Source organism: Leptolyngbya sp. O-77, assembly GCF_001548395.1.
Classification (GTDB): domain Bacteria; phylum Cyanobacteriota; class Cyanobacteriia; order Elainellales; family Elainellaceae; genus Thermoleptolyngbya.
The window spans coordinates 2,196,984-2,213,269 of the sequence record NZ_AP017367.1 but is presented as its reverse complement, the minus strand read 5'-3'; the positions used below and the strand labels follow the sequence as shown (position 1 = coordinate 2,213,269).

The window sequence follows — 16,286 nt, the reverse complement described above, 5'->3', positions numbered from 1 at the left end:
CCGCATATGCCGACACACGCAGGTTTTTTGAGTATTTGTTAATCTGATAGATGGTGCATTTTTTAGGTGTTTAGGGTACTCAACGGTTCCTGGGTTATTAGAGCGGTTTGCTTCAAGGCCCTTTGTGATGGATATGTCTGGAATACCCGTTTTGAACATCAGAGAGGCAGAATCGCTCTAGGCTGCACATTATCACGCTGCAAAGCGCGATGGAGTCTGGATCGCTGGTCTCAGTCACTGGTTTGAATTACTTGTAGTTTAGGAGGATGCATTGTCTAAACAGGATCTGATTGAAATGGAAGGAACGGTGACGGATTCGTTGCCCAACGCCATGTTTCGCGTGGACTTAGACAACGGATTTAATGTCTTGGCCCATATTTCGGGCAAGATTCGCCGAAATTACATCAAAATTTTGCCGGGCGATCGCGTCAAGGTCGAGCTAACACCCTACGACCTGACCAAAGGGCGAATTACCTATCGCCTCCGAAATAAGAAGTAGGAGAGGCACTGCATTCAAGTGTTAGTAGCTGTTAATGGCGTTTAGCGCGATCGCCTGCCCACGGGCGAGATGTTTAATCTGAGACTTTTCCTTGACATTTTATCTAAAAAGTTGATAACATATTGGGTTTGTAGTCAGTAGTCAAATTTGGGACATTTCGGGGCATGAAAGTCCGAGCATCCGTCAAGAAAATCTGTGAGAAGTGTCGCGTCATCCGTCGCCGCGGCCGAGTTATGGTGATTTGTTCTAACCCCAAGCATAAGCAACGGCAGGGTTAGTACGTTGAGTGGTTGAATCGACCTATCTTAGGTCAATTTGAAGTTGAGTTCATTGCTGAGCGGCAGAAGTAGGAGTACAAAGCGTGGCACGAATTGCCGGAGTGGATCTTCCTCGCGATAAGCGTGTTGAGATCGGTTTGACCTATATCTATGGCATCGGGCTGACCCGATCCAAAGCAATCCTCGCGAAGACGGGTGTGAACCCCGATACTCGCGTTAAGGATCTGAGCGACGCAGATGTTGCAGCCCTGCGCGAAACGGTGGAGTCTGACTATGAGGTCGAGGGTGACCTCAGACGTTTGGAATCCCTGAACATTAAGCGCCTGATGGACATCGGCACCTACCGCGGCCGGCGGCACCGGATGGGTCTGCCTGTTCGCGGACAGCGGACTCGCACGAATGCTCGAACCCGTCGCGGCGGTCGGCGCACGGTGGCTGGCAAGAAGAAGGCACCTGGCAAGAAGTAGACAATTAGGCTGAGAGTGGTGCTGGCAGACTTGGGTGAACCACTGCACAGATAGCTTTGTCAGGATGCTTTCGCAAAGGGTGAACTAGCGCGTTGATTTTGTTCCCTCTTCGGCGTGGTTGCGTCTGATTGCCCCGCCCGATCGCTTGGCGCTCAAGATATTTGGAGGCGGGAAGGGTCTGAGTCTTAGACCTAGGGCTTGCTTGAGTGCGATCGCCCTTCTACGTTCCTCTCAGAGATTGTCAGTCCAATCTTCCATAGATATCCACAAATATCCACCCTGTCCCCCTCGTCCCTCTAATTTGTTTCGCTGTCCTACAGTTTGACTATCCTTGCAGTTTGACAAAGTAAACCCTATTCCTAGACTTAGCGAAGAAAAATGGCTCGACAACCTACGAAACGAACTGGCCCCAAGAAGCAAAAGAAGAACATCCCCAGCGGTGTTGCCCATATCCAGTCCACATTCAACAACACGATCGTGACGATCACGGACGCAAATGGAGAGGCGATTTCTTGGGCCTCTGCTGGCTCCAGCGGCTTCAAAGGGGCCAAGAAAGGAACCCCTTTTGCGGCTCAGACTGCTGCTGAAAATGCGGCTCGTCGTGCTATGGATCAGGGAATGCGTCAGATTGAGGTGATGGTCAGCGGCCCTGGGTCAGGACGGGAGACTGCCATTCGGGCGCTCCAGGGCGCTGGACTAGAAATCACACTAATCCGCGACGTGACGCCTATCCCACACAACGGCTGTCGCCCTCCCAAGCGGCGGCGAGTTTAATCTTTCCTGCTTTGTTGGAGCAAGGACTGCCGGAAGCTCAGCAAGCAGGGAGTCGAGCGAATTCAGTTGAAGGATAAAGTGCTGGTTTTTGTTTCGACGGTTGATATCTTTGCTAGGCTGACCAGTTAGGTTTTGTTTCTCCAGAGCAAGGGGATAGAGCGCTGGCAGACGAGAACATTGAAAACATAAGAAGGTTGCCTGCCTTCTGTGGCTAAGGAGAAGAGAGGTTGGTCTATGGCACATTTCAAGGTTGAGTGCATAGAGTCCGAAACAGGGAAAAACCAGAGTCTATACAGCAAGTTTGTTCTTGAGCCTTTGGAGCGGGGTCAGGGTACGACGGTCGGAAATGCACTCCGACGTGTGCTGCTGTCGAACCTAGAGGGTGCTGCGGTTACGGCAGTCCGCATTGCAGGGGTGACGCATGAGTTTATGACCGTTCCAGGTGTGAAAGAGGATGCCCTCGACATCCTGCTGAACATGAAGGAAGTCGTGCTGAAGAGTTACTCTTCTCAGCCCCAGATCGGTCGGCTTCGCGTTGAAGGGCCGCTAGAGGTGACATCTGCATACTTTGATCTTCCGTCTGAGGTTGAAGTGGTGGATGAAACTCAGCACATCGCGACGGTTTCCGCAGGTTCTGTGCTGGAGATGGAGTTCAAGATCGAGAAGGGCATCGGTTATCGGGCCATTGATCGGAGCCGGGATGACTCTTCGGCGGTTGATTATTTGCAAATCGACTCAATTTTCATGCCTGTGCGTAAGGTGAACTATACCGTTGAGGATGCACGGGTTGGCGGATCTCTAGAAAAAGATCGCCTAATCATGGAAGTGTGGACGAATGGTAGCATTACTCCTCAGGATGCGCTGAGCCAGGCCGCCAGCATTCTGGTTGATCTGTTTACACCGCTGAAAGACATCACGATTGATGACATTGGGCCCATCTTCTCGGATGATGAAGATCCCCACAACCAGATCTTGATTGAGGAACTGAATCTTTCGGTTCGCGCCTACAACTGTCTGAAACGGGCCCAGATCAATACGGTGGCGGATTTATTGGAGTATTCCCAAGAAGATTTGTTAGAAATCAAAAACTTTGGTGCGAAGTCTGCCGAAGAGGTGATTGAGGCGCTTCAAACTCGCATGGGGATTACCCTGCCCCATGAAAAGCCTGCCAAGACTAGTTAAGGTCGTTGGGGTTCTGGCTTGCTGGGCCGTATTAGGGCTGGGCAAGGGGGTAAGGACTTTGGGTAGGGACTTTACCGTGCTGCTTTCGTTTTGCTGTTTAGTTTAATTTCTAAGTGATATGCGTCACCGTCGTCGTGTTCCACAACTGGGTAAGCCCGCAGATCAGCGGCGCGCTCTCCTCAGAGCGCTGACCACCGAACTCATTCGTCACGGTCGCATCACAACGACCAAGGTGCGGGCCAAGGCAGTCCGTTCCGAAGCAGAGCGAATGATTACGCTTGCAAAGGACGGCTCTCTGTCCGCCCGCCGCGAGGCTCTGGGCTACCTTTATGACAAGCAGCTGGTTCACGCCCTGTTTGAGGGTGCGAAGGAGCGCTATGGCGATCGCAATGGAGGCTACACTCGCATTCAGCGAACCGTAAGCCGCCGGGGCGATAACGCTGAAATGGCGATTATCGAACTGACCTGAGGATGTAGGCATCTGGCTATGGCGATCGCGCTGCCAACGCTAAAGGAGGCTGCTAGTTCAGGGGAAAACTGCTCGGTAGACTCACAACGGGTTGCCCTGGTCATTCAATACCTGGGCACTCGGTTTCATGGCTGGCAGCGGCAGGCGCAGCATCGCACCGTTCAGGAAGAAATTGAGCGGGCGATCGCTACTGTGCTGGGGCATTCTGTGACGCTGCACGGCGCAGGGCGAACCGATTCTGGCGTTCATGCAGCCGCTCAGGTGGCTCATTTTGATGCGGCGACCTTGATCCCGCCCTATCGGTGGCGCGATATTCTCAATAGCCGCCTGCCAGAAGACGTGCTAATTCGAGCATCGGCCCCGGTAGATCGCTCCTGGCACGCTCGGTTTTCAGCGATTTGGCGACGCTATCGCTATACGCTCTACACCGATGCCTGCCCTAATCTGTTCGTCCGCCCCTTTAGCTGGCACTATTATCATGCGCCGCTGGATGTTGAAGCCATGCAGGCAGCGCTGACCCCATTGTTGGGGCGGCAACACCTGGCAGCATTTCATCGGGCTGGCTCGAAGCGGGCCCATTCCTGGGTCGATGTGCAAGCGGTGGAGTGCATCCGACGCGGGCCGTTCGTGCAGCTAGAGATTCAGGCGAGCGGGTTTCTCTACGGCATGGTGCGCCTGCTGGTAGGAATGCTGGTTGACGTGGGACGGGGAGAGCGATCGCCCACCGAGTTTACCCGCCTCTGGCAAGAGCAGCGCCGGGATCAGGTAAAGTATGCCGCTCCGCCGCAGGGACTCTGCTTGCTGCGCGTAGGCTATCCTGATTCGCCCTTTGAGCCGAGCCTCTGGTATGACACGCAGCCCCAGTTCCTCTTGCCGCTGACTGAACCAGCGATCGCCGTTGCCTCTTCTGGCTAGTTCTCAGTCAAGTTCCTCCCCTCTGATATCTAAGCCTCTTGTGAGCCTTTTTCTCAACCCTTTGACCCTCCTGGAACCCGATAGAACATTATGAACAAGACCTATCTCCCTCCCACAACCGAAATTGAGCGCAAGTGGTATGTCGTCGATGCAACTGATCAGCGTCTCGGACGACTGGCTAGCGAAGTCGCCAATGTGCTGCGCGGCAAAAACAAGCCGACCTTTACGCCGCATCTGGACACAGGTGATTTCGTCATCATCGTGAATGCTGAGAAAGTAGACGTGACGGGCAAAAAGCGCACCCAAAAGCTCTACCGTCGTCATTCTGGGCGGCCCGGCGGCATGAAGGTGGAGAACTTTACCAAGCTTCAGTCTCGCCTGCCAGAACGAATTGTAGAACAAGCCGTGAAGGGGATGCTGCCGAAGAACTCCCTGGGTCGCCAGTTGTTTACCAAGCTCAAAGTCTACGCGGGCCCGACCCATCCTCATGCAGCCCAGCAGCCTGAAGTTTTGACCCTTAAAACAATTCCTGGAGAGAAGTAAGAATGCAAGCTACTGAGAAATCTGGTCGCGTTGTGTACTGGGGGACGGGTCGTCGCAAGTCGGCGATCGCCCGTGTTCGCCTAGTGCCTGGTACGGGCAAGCTGATCGTGAATGGCCGCCCCGGTGAAGAATATCTCCAGTTCAACCCCTCCTACCTGGCGATCGCCAAAGCGCCGCTGGAAACCCTGGGACTGGAAAATGAATACGACGTGTTGGTGAATGCAACGGGTGGTGGACTGACCGGCCAGGCAGACTCAATCCGCCTGGGTGTAGCGCGGGCGCTCTGCGAGCTAGACCCTGAGAACCGCAAGCCGCTGAAAATTGAAGGCTATTTGACCCGCGATCCCCGTGCTAAAGAGCGGAAGAAGTACGGTCTGCATAAGGCCCGCAAGGCTCCCCAATACTCGAAGCGCTAGACTGGCTGTAGGGGCGACGTAGGCTGCACCTTGCCCAATTGCCTGCATTGACTGTTTGACAATCCTTGACAACCCTTGAAAAGCAACAGACTTGAGACTGTTATGCCAAAGCCTGACATCCATCCCACTTGGTATCCCGAAGCCAAGGTTTACTGCAACGGTGAACTGGTCATGACCGTTGGTTCTACTAAGCCCGAACTGCACGTCGATGTGTGGTCTGGCAACCATCCCTTCTATACGGGCACTCAGAAGATTATCGACACTGAGGGTCGCGTGGAGCGCTTCTTGCGGAAGTATGGGATGACCGACTCGCGCACGGGCGACGGTGCAGCAGCGGATAAGAAGAAGTAGCGATAGGAAAACTGGCGATCGCCTTCATTTTCTGAATTTTGACCCTCACGGGTGGCGAACTCTTCGCCTCACCTATCGTTCTTCCTCACTCCCATTGTTATGGCAGAAGCCTATCTTCTCGACAAACTTAATTCCGTAGAGCAAACCTTTCACGAACTGACGCGGCGGTTGGCTGATCCCGACATTGCAACCGATCCCACAGAGTTCCAGAAGCTTGCTAAAACTCGGTCGTCACTAGAAGAAACGGTGACGACCTTTGACGCATGGAAAAAAGCCCAAAGTGACCTAGAAGGGGCGCGTCAGATTTTGAAAGACGCAGGCGGCGACGCAGAACTTCGGGAAATGGCGGCTTTGGAAGTGGACGAGCTAGAAGAAAAAATCGCGCACCTGGAAAATCGGCTGAAGGTGCTGCTGCTGCCGCGAGATCCCAACGATGACAAGAACATCATGCTGGAGATCCGGGCGGGTGCAGGTGGCGACGAGGCGAGCATCTGGGCCGGGGATCTGCTGCGGATGTATTCTCGATACGCCGAAAGCCAAAACTGGCGGGTCAAAATGGTTAGTGAGTCGCTGGCGGATATGGGCGGCTTCAAAGAAGCCATTTTGGAAATTCAGGGCGACCAGGTCTACAGCAAGCTTAAATTTGAGGCTGGCGTTCATCGAGTGCAGCGAGTCCCCGTGACGGAAGCAGGCGGGCGGGTTCACACCTCGACGGCGACGGTCGCTATCATGCCGGAAGTCGATGATGTAGAAGTGGAAATCGACCCAAAGGACATTGAGATGAAAACGGCGCGATCGGGTGGCGCGGGCGGACAGAACGTAAACAAAGTGGAAACCGCCGTTGACCTGATCCACAAGCCAACAGGCATCCGCGTATTTTGCACCGAAGAGCGATCGCAGCTTCAAAACCGCGAACGCGCCATGCAAATCTTGCGAGCCAAGCTCTACGAAATCAAGCTGCGAGAACAGCAAGAAGCCGTCACCTCAATGCGCCGGTCTCAGGTTGGTACGGGCGAACGCTCGGAAAAAATTCGGACTTATAATTACAAGGACAATCGGGTCACTGATCATCGCCTAAACCAAAACTTTAGTCTAAACGCTGTCCTTGAAGGTGATTTGGAAGAATTGATTCAGTCCTGCATTTCCAAAGACCAGCAAGAGCGACTAGAGGAACTAGCTGCGGCTTCTTGATGCAAGCCTGACTGAGGCGCGTCAAAGCTCGATAAACCCTAGTGCCTCAACTCCCGGCTGGTTTTTTCGGGATGCGAGAGTCAGGAGTGATTCATCCCTCCCTAGGCGGGTTTAGTGGATGCTGACTGGGTGGTGGCGCATTCGGATCGATTAGCTCGCTCAGGGCTTCGGTCAGCGCCTTCGGATCCATGAACACAATTTTGGAGTTTGGGCTGTCGCCGAGTCGATAGCTGGCATCGACGTATCGTTGTGCGACCAAATATTTCATGATCTCCCGACTATTGGGCTGAGACTTTAGCGCATCCGCAATCATTTTCATCGACTGCACCGCACCCTCGGCTTCTTCAATTGCCGCCTGCTTTTTGCCCTGCGCTTCAGAAATGGCTGCCTTCTTTTTACTTTCGGCAGCGCGTTCTAGCTCCATTGCTCGCAGCACGTCTGGGGCAGGCTCAATGCTCTGCACCTCCACTCGAGTCACCTTCACGCCCCAGGTTGCGGTTGCTTCGTCGAGTTGGTGTAGCAAGGCCTGGTTGATTTCGTTTCTAGAGGAAAAGGTCTGAGCTAGACTCATCCGCCCAATTTCGGAACGGAGCGTCGTCGTCACTAAGCTCTCCAGCGCTTCCTCAATATTTTCCACGGCATAGAATGTGCGCTCTAGCTGCAAAATTCGCCAGTAGACCACTGCGTCTACGTCCGCTGATACGTTGTCGCCAGTAATGGCTTTTTGCTTTTCGATATCCAGCACGCGCTCGCGGGTGGATTCTTCTAAAACAATTGTGTCGAGAAACGGCACCACAAAATTTAGTCCCGGCCCGAGCTTGCGGTGAAACTTCCCCAATCGCTCTACTAGCGCCTCGGTGCCCTGATTGATGATTCTGACGGAGCCGACAGTGTAACCCACAATGAGGAGAGCAAGGGCAGCAACGATGGACTCCATAGGGTGCGATTCTCCAAAGCAGCGTTAGAGAGAAGAGAGTAGAGAGAAAGACTAGAGAGAAAAGACTAGAGAGAAGAGACTGTTCCTCTAATGTATCCTTTGTGGCGGGATTTGGTACGGATGAACCGTGATAGGGTGATGAGGTGATGGAGGCGGCCAGTAGAACCTTTTCTTAACAACTCTTTATTATGAGGTTAACCTCTACCCTTGTCTGTCTCCATGCTGAGCCAAATTAAAGATCTTGCTGCGAGCCTTGCCCCTCGACTGGTTGAAATTCGCCGCCATCTGCACAGCCATCCTGAACTGAGCGGACAGGAATACCAGACAGCCGCCTATGTATCAGGTGTGGTGTCGTCTTGTGGACTGCATGTGCAGGAACTAGTCGGCAAGACCGGCGTAGTGGCAGAACTGCGCGGCACGGATAGAGACTCCCGAATGCTGGCAATTCGCACGGATATGGATGCGCTGCCGATTCAGGAGCGCACGGGACTGGAATTTGCTTCGCGGCAGCCGGGAATTATGCACGCCTGCGGTCATGATGTGCATACCACTGTGGGACTGGGGACGGCGATGGTGCTGGCGCAGTTGGGGATTCAGTTTCCGGGCACGACTCGGTTTTTGTTTCAGCCTGCGGAGGAGACGGCGCAGGGCGCAGGCTGGATGATTCGCGATGGGGTGATGGAGGGCGTGACGGCTATTTTTGGGGTTCACACGTTTCCGACGATTCCGGGGGGATCGGTGGGGATTCGCTATGGGGCGCTGACGGCGGCGGCGGATGATCTGGAACTGGTGATCATGGGGGAGTCGGGGCATGGGGCGCGGCCGCATGAGGCGATCGACGCGATCTGGATTGCATCGCAGGTGGTGACGACGCTGCAACAGGCGATTAGCCGGACGCAAAACCCGCTACGTCCGGTGGTGCTGACAATTGGGCAAATCCAGGGAGGACGGGCACCGAATGTGATTGCGGATCAGGTGCGGATGCTGGGTACGGTGCGATCGCTCCATCCTGAAACCAGCGCCAGTTTGCCTGCCTGGATTGAGCAAATCGTGGCGAATGTCTGCCAGAGCTATGGGGCAAAGTACACGATGAACTATCGCCGGGGTGTGCCTTCGGTACAAAATGATCCGGCGTTGACGCAGATTATGGAGTCGGCGGCATCAGAAGCCTGGGGGGGCGATCGCGTCCAAATTCTTTTAGAACCCTCCCTCGGTGCAGAAGACTTCTCACTGTATCTGCAACATGCTCCTGGCACTATGTTTCGCCTGGGTGTAGCCTTGGCTGACAAGCCCAACTATCCGCTGCACCATCCCCAGTTTCATGTAGACGAAACGGCGATCGTGACGGGTGTGGTAACGATGGCCTACGCAGCGTATAAATACTGGCAGCAGTAATCGGAGGGATGGGGCTTGGAGGATGAGAGCAGGATCGCTGGGCCCTTCCGCTACAAATGTCTGTCACAAATGTCTGTCACAAATGTCCGTCACAAATGTCCGTCACAAATGTCCGTCACAAATGTCCGTACTTGGGTGTCTGGAAATCCCACCCGGTTAACCACCTCGCTATACCGCTATGCTGAGTAGTATTGACCACTGGAAAAACGCCAGATGGCTGCAAGCTTTCAGTGCTATTTCGTGCGCTATTTCGTGTAGCTCTGGGCGTTTGCCAGATTAACTTCTAACGCAATATCTAGACGCTTGGCAGAGGAGCCACATCGCTATGGCAGGCTTTGGAGATTTGGTTCAAAAGGCATTTTATTTGGGTGTCGGGTTAGCCTCCTACGCGGGCGAAAAAGCGGGCAGCACTCTGGCAGATTTGCGGGTGCAGGCGCAAAAGCTGGCGGATGAAATGGTCGCTCGTGGCGAAATTAGCACCGAAGAAGCCCGCCGCATGGTGGAAGAGATGATGAACCGCGCCCAGCAGCCCGTCGCGGGTGAACCCGAAAAGCCCGCAGAGCCGCGCCGCATCGAAATTCTGACGGATGAGGAAGAGCCAACCCAGTCTGCTAGCCAGCCGGCCGCCGAAAGCTCTGCAACATCGGGACGGTCGCCTAGCCAGTCAACGGCGGATGACCTGCGTCAGCAAGTCGCCAAACTGCAAGAGGAGCTAAGACGGTTGAAACGGGATTAGGGATTGGGGATTCGGAATTGGGGAGAAAGAGCGGCGGGGTATCCGCTTGGCAGGGCTGCGATCGCGCTGATTCCAGGTTCCGTATTAATCCCAACTTTTTTCTTGATACTGCCTCTTGGTGCTGCCGCTCGACCCTGACCTTTGAAACTTGAGTCCCAACCCTTGAAACCTATGTTTGAGACGATCGCCCAACAAGTAGAACAGTTTCTGGAAGACATTAACCGTGACGTGAATGAAGCGGTGGATGCAATTTTTGAATGGTCGGACGAGGTGGCAGAGCGGCTGAATGAGGCGATCGCCCCCGATCTCGACCAGATTGATCGCCAGATGGAGGAATGGCTAGCTCCGTTTATGAATGCAGTGATGGGCGTAGAAAGCACCATCCAGGAAACCGTGCAGCCCTTTAACCAGACGGTTGACCCCATTCTCAATCGCCACTCCGCCTGCGTCGGCTGCCGCAACTACCACGGACAGGTCTACGGCGGCACGATGCTGGTCTGCGGAATGCACCCGTTTGGCTGGGAAGGGGAGCAGTGCCCCGATTTTGAGTCGGTCTGGAAAGGCGGTGGCAAGGCTTAAAGGAACCGTCAACTAGTAACCGTCAGCTAAACGTCGCTGTGTTGCGCTGATTTTCACTCTCGTTACTCCAACTCTCGCCTGCCCTCTAGCGCCCGCGCCAGCGTCACCTCGTCAGCATATTCCAAATCGCCGCCCATCGGTAGCCCAAAGGCAATGCGAGTAACTTTAGTAAACGGCTTTAGCAGTTGCCCAACGTAGAGCGTGGTCGTGTCTCCTTCCACGCTGGGACTGATGGCCATAATCACTTCCTCAACGCCCTGCTGGGCTACCCGCTTGACCAAGGGCGAAATGTGGAGGTGGTCGGGGCCAATGCCCTCCATCGGAGAAATCAAGCCGCCCAAAACGTGGTACTTGCCTTTGTATTCGCGGGTTTTTTCCAGGGCAATTACGTCGCGAGAATCTGCCACCACGCAGATGAGCTTTGGGTCTCGGCTGGGGTTTTTGCAAATGTCGCAGACGGGTTCGGCCGATAGGTGAAAGCAAACGGAACATAGCCCGACCTGTTGTTTTGCCTCTAGCAGTGCCTGGGCCAGGGCTTTCACTTCTTCTTCTGGCCGCTTCAGGATATGTAACGCTAGTCGCTGGGCTGATTTGGGCCCAACGCCAGGAAGCCGTTGCAGTTGTTCGATTAGGCGGGCGAGGGGACGAGTGTAAACCAGGGTTCCTCCAGAAGACGTGAGGCGCAAAAGAGGCATAGATTTTCTGATCATAGAGGATGGTTGCAGGATTAGGGCTTCTCAGGGGGGCATCCTGATTGCGAATTTGAGGGCCCCTGCAATTCCGCTTTAGAATCGTAGAATTGAGCGTAATTTTTGTTAGTTAGAAAACCTATGGTGAGGCTCTTTAAGCCGTCTTTTCGCAAGCAAATTGCCCGGATTGAGGTTGCAGGGGCGATCGCCAGCGACACTCGCAAGCGCGTCCTGGAAGCCCTCAAGCAAGTCGAAGAGCGCAAATTTCCCGCACTGCTGCTGCGGATCGACAGCCCTGGTGGAACGGTGGGTGATTCGCAGGAAATCTATCAAGCGCTCAAGCGACTGGCTGAAAAAATCAAAATCGTCGCCAGCTTTGGCAATATCTCAGCCTCTGGCGGTGTCTATATCGGCATGGGCGCACCGCACATTGTGGCAAACCCAGGCACCGTGACAGGCAGTATCGGTGTCATCCTGCGGGGCAATAATCTGGAACGCCTGCTGGAGCGAATTGGCGTATCCTTTAAGGTGATTAAATCTGGCCCGTATAAAGACATTCTGGCCTTTGATCGAGAACTAACGGAACCAGAGCAACATATTCTGCAAGAGCTGATTGACACGAGCTACGGCCAGTTTGTGCAAACGGTGGCTGAAGCTAGGAACTTGGCGGTTGAAACCGTCCGGGGGTTTGCCGATGGACGGATTTTCACCGGGCAACAGGCGTTGGAACTGGGTGTGGTTGATCGCCTGGGGACAGAGGAAGATGCCCGTCGCTGGGCCTGCGAACTAGCTGGCCTCGATCCAGAAAAGACTCGCACATTCAACATCGAGGAGAAAAAGAGCTTGCTCCGCCGATTGCGAACGGGGAGTGAAATGCAGGGCGATCGCCTTGGCAGTTTGCTTACCCACAGGCTATCTTCGGCTACAGACTGGATTGAATTTGAACTGGCGACGAGCGGCGTGCCGCTGTGGATGTATCGGCCATAGGCGGGGTGATGGAGTCACGAAGTGATGGCATGGCGGAGCAGTAACCCTTCTCCAAATCCCAATCCTTCTACGCGCTCCATTCCCCAAATACTCAAAACGGGAGGACAAATCTGTGGGTTGGCGAGTTCGGGCAATTCGGGGCGCAACGACGGTTGCAGAGAACACGGAAGGGGCGATCGCCGAAGCGGTCATCGAGCTATTAGAAGAATTGGAACGGCTCAACCCCGGAGTCCTCGACCCGGACGAAATCGTTAATCTAATTTTCTCCGTCACGCCAGACCTGGATGCCGTGTTTCCGGCTAAGATTGCCCGCCAGCGTCCTGGCTGGAACGATGTGCCGCTGCTAGATCTACAGCAAATGGCAGTGAAAGGCAGCTTACCGCGCTGCATCCGTCTGCTGCTGCAAATCAATCTACCCGCCGAGGTGCGCGTCCGCCATGCCTACCTGCGGGATGCGGCAGAATTGCGTCCGGATTGGCAGTATGCGCCGATGACGCTCCAGTAGGAGCATTACTTCACCGCGGCTTTCCACAGCCAGCCCAATTGCAAAACTAGCCCCGGCAGAACGGGTTCACCGGACAGGCTAGTGGGCGCATCTAGCACTTCTACCGACGGAGATCGGCTGATAAGGCTTCCCAGCGAACCTTTTCAACCCAGGCTACATCAGGAGAGCGATCGCCCCCACCTGGCAACCGAAAACAGGTAGACGAGTCGAACACCACGCCTAGATCTGTATTTTCATTCCAGATAACAAAGCGAGCAGTCAATTTTGCATTATCTTTTCCAGTTTCTCCGCCAGTGGGAGCCATAATGACGAGCTCTCCGTTGGGGGTGCGCTCAAACTTGATGTCGGGATTGTTGGTACAAAGCGCATCAAACTGAGCGTCAGTCAGCACAGTCATGGCACTCAGATCAATGGTGAAGTGGGTCATTGGACGGTGGCTCTTTGCGCTGGCGTTAACTCTAGAATAGGCTCTGTGACGGGACTTGGAGGTCAAGGAGTAGAGTTCAGGGCTGAACGCTAGAAAATTTTGAGACCTTGAGACATGAAATTTTGAGACCTTGAGACTTTGAGATATGAAATTTTGAGACTATTTTTTGAGACTATTTACAGACTCGAAGATGTCCCAAAGATTTTGATGCGCCATTTGCCTGCTATACACTGAAATGTGTGGCCGAGTAGTAATTCAAATGTTCTACTCTAGGATTCTAGCCCCTGATAGTTGAGCCATTAGAGTGATCCGTATTTTGATCTTTATATGTTGATCCAGGTGTTCTCTTTGCCCCTCCTATGTTAATTTCTCTCAACATTGAGAACTTTGCCCTGGTCGATCGCCTAGAGATTCGGTTTGGCGAGGGCTTGAACGTGCTGACGGGGGAAACGGGCGCGGGTAAATCGATTATTCTCGACGCGCTGGATGCGGCACTGGGCGGCAAGGTATCGGGGCGGGCGGTGCGAACGGGGGCGGATTCGGCGCGAATCGAGGCGACCTTTGCGATGGAGCCTGTGCTGCAAGACTGGCTGGCGGCGCAGGATCTTGAGCCGCTGGAGGACGACACGCTAGTGTGTAGCCGCGAGATGACGCTGGGGCAGGGCAGCGTCCGCAGCCGTTCGCGGGTAAATGGGGTGGTGGTGAACAAGCAACAGATGGAAGACCTGCGCGATCGCCTCGTGGAAATTACCGCCCAGGGGCAAACCGTGCAACTGGGGCAGCCCAGCCTCCAGCGCGATTGGCTCGATAGCTTTGGTGGCGCTGCCCTGATGCAGCAGCGAGAAGTCGTCGCAGCCGCCTATGCCGCCTTTCAGCAGGCGGCACAAGCGCTGGAAAAACGCCGTCAGATGGAGCAGCAGCGCCAGCAGCAGCTTGATTTGTTTGAATATCAGGCAAAGGAGCTGGCGGCGGCAAATCTCAGCGATCCGCAAGAGTTGGAGCAGCTGGAGCAGGAATGCCAGCGCCTTAGCCATACGGTGGAGCTACAGCAACAGAGCTATCAGGTGTATCAGGCGCTCTACCAGAACGATACGGGTGGGAATGCAGCGGCAGATCTGTTGGGCAAAGCGGAAAATTGGTTGACGGATATGGTGCGCTATGACCGAGATCTGGAGCCAGTGTTGGACATGGTGTCAGAAGCGCTGGCGCGGATACAGGAGGCGGGTCGGCAGATCAACACCTACGGTGAGGGGCTAGAAACCGACCCGGAGCGCCTGGAAGCGGTCGAGCAGCGAATTATCCAGCTTAAGCAGATTTGTAAGAAGTATGGCCCAACACTCGCCGAGGCGATCGCCTACGCGCAGCGGGTGCAGGCAGATGTGGACGCGCTCAGCGATGGCGGACAATCGCTAGAAGCGCTGGAAGCCCAGTATGCCCAGCGCCAGCAAGAACTCGCCGCTGCCTGTGCCCAGCTTACGGAACTGCGTCGCGTCGCCGCCCATACGCTGGAAGCTCGAATAATTGAGGAACTGAAGCCGCTGGCAATGGAAAAGGTGCAGTTTCAGGTGGAGATTACGCCGGTGAATCCAACAGCGGCCGGGGGCGATCGCATCACGTTTCTGTTTAGCCCCAACCCTGGCGAACCGCTGCAACCGCTGACGGCGATCGCCTCTGGTGGGGAAATGAGCCGCTTTTTGCTAGCGCTGAAGGTGTGCTTTTCGCAGGTCGATCCAATCGGCACAATGGTCTTTGATGAGATCGACGTGGGTGTGTCGGGGCGCGTGGCCCAGGCGATCGCCGATAAGCTACACCAGCTTGGCAGCCGCCATCAGGTACTCTGCGTGACGCACCAGCCGCTCGTTGCCGCCATGGCCCATACCCACTTTCGGGTCGATAAGCAGGTGATTGACCCAGCCGCAGAATCCGCCAGCAAAAATGGCCGCAAGAAGGCCAAAGCGACCCCTGAGCCAGTAGATCCTGAGCAAGTAGATACGGATTTGCCGGAGAGATCTGAAGACGTGCGGACGGTGGTGCGCGTATCCCAACTGAGCGATGATCAGCGCCGCCATGAGCTGGCTCAGCTCGTGGGTGGGAATGAAGAGGCGATCGCCTTTGCCGACTCGCTGCTGGCTCAGGCCGCATCCCGCCAGCAAGACTCTAGAACTAAAACTGTAGCCAAGCCCAGGCGAAATCGGAGTTAAAGGCTGGCAAGAAGCGGCATCTTTAGTTACGCGCCGCCTTCAAGACTATTCAGTAGAAACCAATGAAAACTGCCATGAGCAGCTCTATTCTCTTTCGAGAAATCCTTCCAGAAGACATCCAAGCCATCTTTAATGTGCGGATAGCGACCTGGCACAACGATCGAGGATACGAAGAATTAGCACAGTTAGGAATCACTCATGAGTCAGGGCGGAATCTGTTGAAAACCTCCCATCGAGGCTGGCTCTGTGAAGTTGATTCCCGCATTGTAGGATTCGCGATGGGTAATCAAAGCAGCGGAGAAATGTGGGTAATTGCCGTCCTCGAAGAATTTGAGGGAAAGGGAATTGGCAAACGGCTGCTCAATTTGGTTGAGCAGTGGCTATTTTCTGAGGGGTGGAAGGAGATATGGTTGACGACTGATCCGAACGAAGGCACTCGTGCAGTTGGGTTCTATCGCCATCTAGGATGGACGGATTGGAAAATAGAGCCTGATGAAGGCAGATTTATGAAGAAACCCGCGGAGCAATCACAAGCCGTGACGCAACTGTTTTAATGCAACTTTAATGCAACGGATTAAGTAAAGCAAGCTTTGCAAATTTGCCCTCATCCTGTGGGAGAGGGGTTGAAGCCTTCGGCAACAGGGCGCACTCTATCAACAGATTCTGAAGTATGCCAGCGGAACCGACATAACGATTTCCCCAGCCCTCCCAATCAAGACAGCAAGGAGTTTTTCCAGATGTCTTC

At 54.4% G+C, this 16,286-nt stretch carries 21 protein-coding genes; 18 read left to right on the top strand and 3 right to left on the bottom strand.

Translation table 11 applies throughout. From position 1 onward, the window contains the following. Positions 1-271 precede the first annotated feature (271 nt). The 11 genes from infA to prfA all read left to right on the top strand — a co-directional run bounded on the left by infA (position 272) and on the right by prfA (position 7,085). Positions 272-499, top strand: a complete 228-nt coding sequence (gene infA, locus O77CONTIG1_RS09420; RefSeq protein WP_058881950.1) for a translation initiation factor IF-1 — start codon at positions 272-274, stop codon at positions 497-499. A gap of 164 nt (positions 500-663) precedes the next feature. Continuing rightward, complete coding sequence (gene rpmJ / locus O77CONTIG1_RS23460) at positions 664-777, top strand: 50S ribosomal protein L36 (RefSeq protein ID WP_006618079.1); 114 nt, start codon at positions 664-666, stop codon at positions 775-777. An 83-nt stretch (positions 778-860) separates the two neighbouring features. Beyond that, complete coding sequence (gene rpsM / locus O77CONTIG1_RS09415) at positions 861-1,244, top strand: 30S ribosomal protein S13 (RefSeq protein WP_068510050.1); 384 nt, start codon at positions 861-863, stop codon at positions 1,242-1,244. A 378-nt stretch (positions 1,245-1,622) separates the two neighbouring features. Continuing rightward, entirely contained in the window at positions 1,623-2,018 is a 396-nt protein-coding gene (gene rpsK / locus O77CONTIG1_RS09410) for a 30S ribosomal protein S11 (RefSeq protein ID WP_068510048.1), read from the top strand. Between the two features lie 234 nt (positions 2,019-2,252). Next, the gene (locus O77CONTIG1_RS09405; RefSeq protein WP_068510045.1) at positions 2,253-3,200 is read left to right on the top strand and encodes a DNA-directed RNA polymerase subunit alpha; all 948 of its coding nucleotides are present in this window, start codon (positions 2,253-2,255) and stop codon (positions 3,198-3,200) included. Positions 3,201-3,318: 118 nt separating this feature from the next. After that, complete coding sequence (rplQ, locus tag O77CONTIG1_RS09400) at positions 3,319-3,669, top strand: 50S ribosomal protein L17 (RefSeq protein ID WP_068510043.1); 351 nt, start codon at positions 3,319-3,321, stop codon at positions 3,667-3,669. A gap of 18 nt (positions 3,670-3,687) precedes the next feature. After that, complete coding sequence (truA, locus tag O77CONTIG1_RS09395; protein WP_068510041.1) at positions 3,688-4,584, top strand: tRNA pseudouridine(38-40) synthase TruA; 897 nt, start codon at positions 3,688-3,690, stop codon at positions 4,582-4,584. A gap of 90 nt (positions 4,585-4,674) precedes the next feature. Then, positions 4,675-5,127, top strand: coding sequence for a 50S ribosomal protein L13 (gene rplM, locus O77CONTIG1_RS09390; RefSeq protein WP_068510039.1), 453 nt, complete (start codon positions 4,675-4,677; stop codon positions 5,125-5,127). Between the two features lie 2 nt (positions 5,128-5,129). Beyond that, positions 5,130-5,543 (top strand): 30S ribosomal protein S9, encoded by a 414-nt coding sequence (gene rpsI, locus O77CONTIG1_RS09385; protein ID WP_068510037.1) that lies wholly within the window; start codon positions 5,130-5,132, stop codon positions 5,541-5,543. Between the two features lie 102 nt (positions 5,544-5,645). Next, positions 5,646-5,894 (top strand): 50S ribosomal protein L31, encoded by a 249-nt coding sequence (gene rpmE, locus O77CONTIG1_RS09380; RefSeq protein WP_068510035.1) that lies wholly within the window; start codon positions 5,646-5,648, stop codon positions 5,892-5,894. Positions 5,895-5,993: 99 nt separating this feature from the next. Further along, complete coding sequence (gene prfA, locus O77CONTIG1_RS09375) at positions 5,994-7,085, top strand: peptide chain release factor 1 (protein ID WP_068510032.1); 1,092 nt, start codon at positions 5,994-5,996, stop codon at positions 7,083-7,085. A 91-nt stretch (positions 7,086-7,176) separates the two neighbouring features. Here prfA and O77CONTIG1_RS09370 read toward each other — a convergent pair whose 3' ends face one another. Then, a complete protein-coding gene (locus O77CONTIG1_RS09370) occupies positions 7,177-8,022 on the bottom strand; it encodes an SPFH domain-containing protein (RefSeq protein WP_068510030.1) in 846 nt (281 codons plus the stop codon). Between the two features lie 219 nt (positions 8,023-8,241). On the opposite strand from O77CONTIG1_RS09370, the gene O77CONTIG1_RS09365 reads away from it, so the two are divergent. The 3 genes from O77CONTIG1_RS09365 to O77CONTIG1_RS09355 all read left to right on the top strand — a co-directional run bounded on the left by O77CONTIG1_RS09365 (position 8,242) and on the right by O77CONTIG1_RS09355 (position 10,732). Beyond that, complete coding sequence (locus tag O77CONTIG1_RS09365; protein WP_068510027.1) at positions 8,242-9,417, top strand: M20 family metallopeptidase; 1,176 nt, start codon at positions 8,242-8,244, stop codon at positions 9,415-9,417. A gap of 325 nt (positions 9,418-9,742) precedes the next feature. Next, complete coding sequence (locus tag O77CONTIG1_RS09360; RefSeq protein WP_068510025.1) at positions 9,743-10,153, top strand: phasin family protein; 411 nt, start codon at positions 9,743-9,745, stop codon at positions 10,151-10,153. Positions 10,154-10,324: 171 nt separating this feature from the next. Further along, a complete protein-coding gene (locus O77CONTIG1_RS09355; RefSeq protein ID WP_068510023.1) occupies positions 10,325-10,732 on the top strand; it encodes a hypothetical protein in 408 nt (135 codons plus the stop codon). A 62-nt stretch (positions 10,733-10,794) separates the two neighbouring features. Here O77CONTIG1_RS09355 and recR read toward each other — a convergent pair whose 3' ends face one another. Next, on the bottom strand, positions 10,795-11,391 hold the full coding sequence (recR, locus tag O77CONTIG1_RS09350; RefSeq protein WP_410503504.1) for a recombination mediator RecR: 597 nt from the start codon (positions 11,389-11,391) through the stop codon (positions 10,795-10,797). A 171-nt stretch (positions 11,392-11,562) separates the two neighbouring features. On the opposite strand from recR, the gene sppA reads away from it, so the two are divergent. Together sppA and aroH are read left to right on the top strand one after the other, a co-directional pair. Continuing rightward, the gene (gene sppA / locus O77CONTIG1_RS09345) at positions 11,563-12,408 is read left to right on the top strand and encodes a signal peptide peptidase SppA (protein ID WP_068510018.1); all 846 of its coding nucleotides are present in this window, start codon (positions 11,563-11,565) and stop codon (positions 12,406-12,408) included. A 112-nt stretch (positions 12,409-12,520) separates the two neighbouring features. After that, the gene (gene aroH / locus O77CONTIG1_RS09340) at positions 12,521-12,913 is read left to right on the top strand and encodes a chorismate mutase (protein ID WP_068510017.1); all 393 of its coding nucleotides are present in this window, start codon (positions 12,521-12,523) and stop codon (positions 12,911-12,913) included. 100 nt (positions 12,914-13,013) lie between these two features. Here the strand turns inward: aroH and O77CONTIG1_RS09335 are convergent, their stop codons facing one another. Then, positions 13,014-13,310 carry a Uma2 family endonuclease gene (locus tag O77CONTIG1_RS09335; protein ID WP_317134235.1) on the bottom strand — a complete coding sequence of 99 codons (297 nt, stop codon included), beginning with the start codon at positions 13,308-13,310 and terminating at the stop codon, positions 13,014-13,016. Between the two features lie 389 nt (positions 13,311-13,699). Here O77CONTIG1_RS09335 and recN point away from each other — a divergent pair, with 389 nt between their 5' ends. After that, positions 13,700-15,541, top strand: a complete 1,842-nt coding sequence (gene recN / locus O77CONTIG1_RS09330; RefSeq protein WP_068510012.1) for a DNA repair protein RecN — start codon at positions 13,700-13,702, stop codon at positions 15,539-15,541. Between the two features lie 62 nt (positions 15,542-15,603). Next, the gene (locus O77CONTIG1_RS09325; RefSeq protein WP_068510010.1) at positions 15,604-16,095 is read left to right on the top strand and encodes a GNAT family N-acetyltransferase; all 492 of its coding nucleotides are present in this window, start codon (positions 15,604-15,606) and stop codon (positions 16,093-16,095) included. Positions 16,096-16,286: the final 191 nt, after the last annotated feature.

What these genes read in the sequence shown, in the direction of transcription:
- rpmJ (WP_006618079.1), top strand. Translation starts at nt 664, where the DNA reads ATGAAAGTCCGAGCATCCGTCAAGAAAATCTGTGAGAAGTGTCGCGTC.
- rpsK (WP_068510048.1), top strand. Translation starts at nt 1,623, where the DNA reads ATGGCTCGACAACCTACGAAACGAACTGGCCCCAAGAAGCAAAAGAAG.
- O77CONTIG1_RS09405 (WP_068510045.1), top strand. Translation starts at nt 2,253, where the DNA reads ATGGCACATTTCAAGGTTGAGTGCATAGAGTCCGAAACAGGGAAAAAC.
- rplQ (WP_068510043.1), top strand. Translation starts at nt 3,319, where the DNA reads ATGCGTCACCGTCGTCGTGTTCCACAACTGGGTAAGCCCGCAGATCAG.
- truA (WP_068510041.1), top strand. Translation starts at nt 3,688, where the DNA reads ATGGCGATCGCGCTGCCAACGCTAAAGGAGGCTGCTAGTTCAGGGGAA.
- rplM (WP_068510039.1), top strand. Translation starts at nt 4,675, where the DNA reads ATGAACAAGACCTATCTCCCTCCCACAACCGAAATTGAGCGCAAGTGG.
- rpsI (WP_068510037.1), top strand. Translation starts at nt 5,130, where the DNA reads ATGCAAGCTACTGAGAAATCTGGTCGCGTTGTGTACTGGGGGACGGGT.
- rpmE (WP_068510035.1), top strand. Translation starts at nt 5,646, where the DNA reads ATGCCAAAGCCTGACATCCATCCCACTTGGTATCCCGAAGCCAAGGTT.
- prfA (WP_068510032.1), top strand. Translation starts at nt 5,994, where the DNA reads ATGGCAGAAGCCTATCTTCTCGACAAACTTAATTCCGTAGAGCAAACC.
- O77CONTIG1_RS09370 (WP_068510030.1), bottom strand. Translation starts at nt 8,022, where the DNA reads ATGGAGTCCATCGTTGCTGCCCTTGCTCTCCTCATTGTGGGTTACACT.
- O77CONTIG1_RS09365 (WP_068510027.1), top strand. Translation starts at nt 8,242, where the DNA reads ATGCTGAGCCAAATTAAAGATCTTGCTGCGAGCCTTGCCCCTCGACTG.
- O77CONTIG1_RS09360 (WP_068510025.1), top strand. Translation starts at nt 9,743, where the DNA reads ATGGCAGGCTTTGGAGATTTGGTTCAAAAGGCATTTTATTTGGGTGTC.
- O77CONTIG1_RS09355 (WP_068510023.1), top strand. Translation starts at nt 10,325, where the DNA reads ATGTTTGAGACGATCGCCCAACAAGTAGAACAGTTTCTGGAAGACATT.
- sppA (WP_068510018.1), top strand. Translation starts at nt 11,563, where the DNA reads ATGGTGAGGCTCTTTAAGCCGTCTTTTCGCAAGCAAATTGCCCGGATT.
- O77CONTIG1_RS09335 (WP_317134235.1), bottom strand. Translation starts at nt 13,310, where the DNA reads ATGACTGTGCTGACTGACGCTCAGTTTGATGCGCTTTGTACCAACAAT.
- recN (WP_068510012.1), top strand. Translation starts at nt 13,700, where the DNA reads ATGTTAATTTCTCTCAACATTGAGAACTTTGCCCTGGTCGATCGCCTA.
- O77CONTIG1_RS09325 (WP_068510010.1), top strand. Translation starts at nt 15,604, where the DNA reads ATGAAAACTGCCATGAGCAGCTCTATTCTCTTTCGAGAAATCCTTCCA.